This is a genomic window from Mesotoga sp. UBA5557 (assembly GCF_002425715.1).
Classification (GTDB): Bacteria; Thermotogota; Thermotogae; order Petrotogales; family Kosmotogaceae; genus Mesotoga.
Window position 1 is genome coordinate 609 of the sequence record NZ_DIMV01000063.1, and the last position, 4,591, is coordinate 5,199.

Here is a 4,591-nt window from a genome sequence, read left to right on the forward strand (position 1 = left end):
AAAGCATAAGAACGGGGTTGGGGGTTGCGGGTTCGTGGTAGGAAAGAGCACGTTGAACCAGGAAAAGCTTCCCAGCGAAGCAGCCCCGCCCTCGCCGACGATGCTCGGCGCTCTATCTGTTAACTGGATGTAAACATCGAGTCCCGAAAGGACGTAAATCGAATCTCTTTGCCCGATCCTACTATTCCGTTCTCTGTGCAGTCCAGTCATGAGGCCCAGACTTGTAGCCGCCGTCGATATAAACAGTCGCCTTCCCACTCATCCCAACTGAGTCGAACTTGCCTGCAAATTGAATTGTTTCTCCTCCCTCATAGCTTGAGTAGAGAAAGGAGATGTTGTCCTTGGAAGTGGTCCCGGAAATTGTTCCATAGTTTGCAGTATGGATGTGGTTTCCCAGATAACCGGAGAGCTTGCCCTTGTCGTGAGTAGATATCTGCATGAAGGCCGTGAAAGTCTCCGATTCACTTCTAATAACTGAAAGGTTCCATGCGCCAACAAGACTTCTCGTTTTCGCAACCGACAGGCACCCGGTAAGCACCATCACAACTGCAATTGCTAAGACAACCATAAGAGATACGCGTTTCATAATCGACACACCTCGCTATAAAGAGTGATAACACAATTTTGGTAGGCATTGAGGTTGACTCAAAGCACTAAGAACTGAATTCCGAAACCAGCTTTCGTAAGATCAAACATCTCTATCCATTTCACAGAAGCAGACACATCAAAAAGAGAGAATTAGCAACTACAATATCACTATATCATTCTCGGTATCAGTTACGATTATTTAATCACGTATCTCACGTGGGGAGGACCGTCTTCCCCTCAAAAAACTCCGCCGCTACACGCGCTCCTCCCTCAAGGGAGGATTTAAGATTAATATCATCAGGAGTTAAGTACAGCAAATATTGTCATGGGAGAAGGAGCATCACATGATTTCTCATGAACTCCCTGACTTATGGTTAGGGATGAGCATTATGGCTCGCAGGCGAATTGACTGACTCTGTCCTCCCGTAGCGCCTGCCCTGAAGGCCTGCCCCAATGAGCCTGCCCCAATGAGCCTGCCCCAATGAGCCTGTCCCAACGAGCCTGTCCTGAAGATTTCCTGTTCAGGGATTCTGTTTGGGAGCCTGCCCTGAAATGGTTTTGTTCAGGGTCATCCCGTGATGCACCTGCACGGGATCTCGCCCTGAAGAGCCGCTGTACGCTTAAAAACGGTGAACCCGCTGATCGCTGCTCAAAACGGTGTTGTCCGTTACGGTCCAACGTCCTCCGAGAGCATTTCAAGAGACTTATAGAGTTTATTGGCTTTTGCTCTGGTGACTTGGAACTGATGACGAGAGAAACAACTAAGTACATCATACTTAACTACAAAGCCATATATGGTACAATATAGTGAACGATATGGAGGTGCGAGATGATAGATCTTCAACCTTTTTTCGAGATCCACGAAAGAATGCTCTCATCAACTCCCGAGTCTTTCAAGCGCTATGCCTATTACCGGATCAACTGGGAAGACCGTCTTCTTGGAATTGTTGGTGCGCGCGGCTGCGGCAAAACAACGCTGCTTCTCCAGAAGATTCTTGAGAAGAGAGGAGTCGATTGCCTCTATATCTCGGCAGACAATCCTCTGGTTTTGAAGGAAAGTATTTATGCAATAGGAGATGCTTTCTTCAAGATCGGAGGGAAGACACTCATTGTGGACGAGGCTCACCGGCAAACCGGCTGGTCTAACGATATTAAGGCGTTATACGACGCTCATCCGACGAAGCAGATCTACTTCAGTGGAAGCTCGAAGTTCTCGGTTTTAATGGGAACGGCAGATCTTTCAAGACGGGCAGTATTGCATGAATTGAAGCACCTCTCTTTCAGGGAGTTCTTGAATCTGGAGACCGGGAGCGACTTCTCCGCAGTGTCACCTGAAGAGCTTCTACAAAACCATAGAGTGATGAGCAATACGATGCTGAGATTTGAGCCGCTGAAGCTATTCAGGGAATATCTGAGAGTTGGCTCTTATCCCTTCAGGATCGCTTCGGATTCTTATTACGAAAGGTTGCTGAATGTTCTGGACAAATCGATCTATCAGGATGTCGTTCAGGAGAATTCACTTAGGGGCGAGGCGGCCTCAGTAGCCAAGAAGATCATTGCCTTTGTGGCCACCAGTGTAGTTCCTTCAATATCTCCGGAATCGCTTTCTCGGGATCTGGGAATTAGTAAGGTAACACTCTATGCCTATCTTGATTCACTGGAGAGGGCGGGAGTTTTGAGAAGAGTCCCGCCGTGCGGTAGAGGCTTGAAGGGACTCCGCAGTGGTTCGAAAGTATTCTTGGGTGAGACGAACATCTACTACGCTTTGGGACTGTCGCAATGGAATCTCGAAAGCAATATGGGAACGATAAGAGAGGCTTTCTTTGTCTCTCAAGTAAGTCACCTTGGAATCTGCGTGCCGAAAAATGGAGACTTCGCTTTGAGCCTAAAAGATACGGAGATAGTATTCGAAATTGGTGGTGCCCACAAAGGCAAGAAACAGCTAAGAGACGTTCCAAACGGCATTGTGTTGAGAGATGGAATTGAAACGGGATTTGGAAATGTCCTTCCACTCTATCTTCTTGGTTTTCTCTATTGAGCGTAAGAGCAGTTCCGGCGCGTTGCGCCCAAGTTCTTCGTTCCGACGCTGCGCGTCCAGGTTCTTGGTTCGCAAGAGCGAAAGAACGGCCAGTAAAGGCTTCGCCTTCGCCAGTATCGCTTCGCGGGCATAAGATCCGTGGAGAGTGGAGCGTTGAAAGTGGAGAGAAAGAGCATTGTCGAGACATTCGATTCGCTCATGAGAAAACACACCCCGTCGGCAGGAGCATGCCGCCACCCCTCTCCCAGAGGGGATTTCAGATCAAAAGCCGAAGAGCGGCCGTGTTCTTTTCGGAGAACGTAGGACAACGGACGTCTCTCACGCTCTTCTGAACCAAGAACAAAGCTCCTAGCTCCGGAACGAAGAACCGATCTTATACTGTCATACCGGACCCCGATCCGGGATCCCCTCCTTTGAACCGCCAGTCGCCGGGTGGATCAGAGGTTAGGGGTGTGTGGTTAGAGGTCAGAAGATCAAGATCCTTGCGCTCTTCACACCTCTCGCCTCTGGCCTTTACCAAGAACGGTACACGTGGACACGAAGCGTCGGAACTAAGAACCGCTCTTTTGCTCTTTCCAAGGACGGATCCACGGTCTTGGACGCTGGACTATGGACGGGTTTTTGCTCTCCCGCTCTTTCGAAGGATGGTTTTTTCCTCTTCTTCGAGTGAAATCACTTTTTTACTATCTGAAGAGTTGTAATATCGACTTTTCTTCCTTGAATAGAGTTTAGATACCAGTAACCGATGTCGGCACTAGTGTCACCAATATTGTATATAAGGTCCCAATTGAGATCGTTTGTTAGGACTGATCTCTCTGATGAATCTAGAAAGTTGAAGTGGAAATTGTGATCCTCATCAGGCATTATTCTTAGGAGTCTTCCCGCCGGTTTATACACTATGCCTTCAAAAGAGCTAGCCCAGAAAGAAGCGTTGAGAGATAGATCTTCAAACCTATAATCGACACCGGTTGCCTTATCTTTCCAATCTCTGGGATATCTTCCGTTCTTCTCAAAGAACCCTTTGATTAGGTTCACGAACCCAATACTTATCTCTGCGAAAGTCGAACCGAAAGGTGTAAGAGGCGCTACTGTTTCTGCACCCAGAAGTTTATAGTAGAGAGTTCTGGAGTTCATAGATTCCTTTCCGAGTCCATTATCAAGAAAAGCATAGTCATCTACTCCGAATGGGATTCCCTGCCTTGAATCAACAAGAACACCGGAGACAGTCTCGAAATCAGCCTCACGATTTGTGAATACGAAGTAGTTATACTCGCCATCTTCGCCAATCTTCCACGCAGCCCCAAACAGAGAAGGATCAACATTCCTTCCGAGTTCGTTTATTGTCTGGGGTAGTTCTCCGTCAAGGTAGATTTTGTTTGCGAAGGCCTGGGAGAGTGTCTTTAGGTCTCTTGCGACAGCAACGGCCGCGGATTTTCGCATGGCGTTCATTCCGATAGGAGTCACAACGGCTATAAGGGCAGCGATAACGGCAAGGACTATCAGCAATTCTACTAGTGAAAAACCCTTTCCTCTGTGATCTCTAAAACACTCTTCTCTCATATTATTCCACTCTCCCCAATTATGGTCGACTGTGTCAATGCAACATCGTGCCAGCATACTTGATTCATCTCATCGAAGCCTTCGTAATTAACTGCAAAGCTCAAGTTAATTTAGTCCTGTGAGTCAAGAAAGTTCTTTAGATGTCTAAAAGTGACTGAAGAAATACCTTCTCGAACCGATGTGGAAGATTTTCATTCAACTGTGGTCGGGGATAGCAGGTAACTGGTTAGAGAAAGCAAAGCGAGGTCGGTTAGCGGTTCTCCGCTCTCCGAGGATAATCGGTTCTTCGTTCCAGAGCGAGTACCTGTTCTTCGTTCATAGAATTCGCTGATCGCTTGTAAAAGCTCAGTTGCAAGTTCCAAGATGCAAGTTGTAAGAAAGGGAAAGCAAAAGGCCGGGGTTGGG

3 protein-coding genes are annotated in these 4,591 nt (G+C 47.6%); 1 reads left to right on the plus strand and 2 read right to left on the minus strand.

Annotated features, from left to right (window positions below; translation table 11 throughout):
- Window positions 1-181 precede the first annotated feature (181 nt).
- A complete protein-coding gene (locus tag B3157_RS08295) occupies window positions 182-586 on the minus strand; it encodes a hypothetical protein (protein ID WP_292590065.1) in 405 nt (134 codons plus the stop codon).
- Window positions 587-1,417: 831 nt separating this feature from the next.
- On the opposite strand from B3157_RS08295, the gene B3157_RS08300 reads away from it, so the two are divergent.
- On the plus strand, window positions 1,418-2,626 hold the full coding sequence (locus B3157_RS08300) for an ATP-binding protein (RefSeq protein ID WP_292590067.1): 1,209 nt from the start codon (window positions 1,418-1,420) through the stop codon (window positions 2,624-2,626).
- A 672-nt stretch (window positions 2,627-3,298) separates the two neighbouring features.
- On the opposite strand, the gene B3157_RS08305 is transcribed toward B3157_RS08300, so the two are convergent.
- The gene (locus tag B3157_RS08305; protein ID WP_292590068.1) at window positions 3,299-4,186 is read right to left on the minus strand and encodes a type II secretion system protein; all 888 of its coding nucleotides are present in this window, start codon (window positions 4,184-4,186) and stop codon (window positions 3,299-3,301) included.
- Window positions 4,187-4,591: the final 405 nt, after the last annotated feature.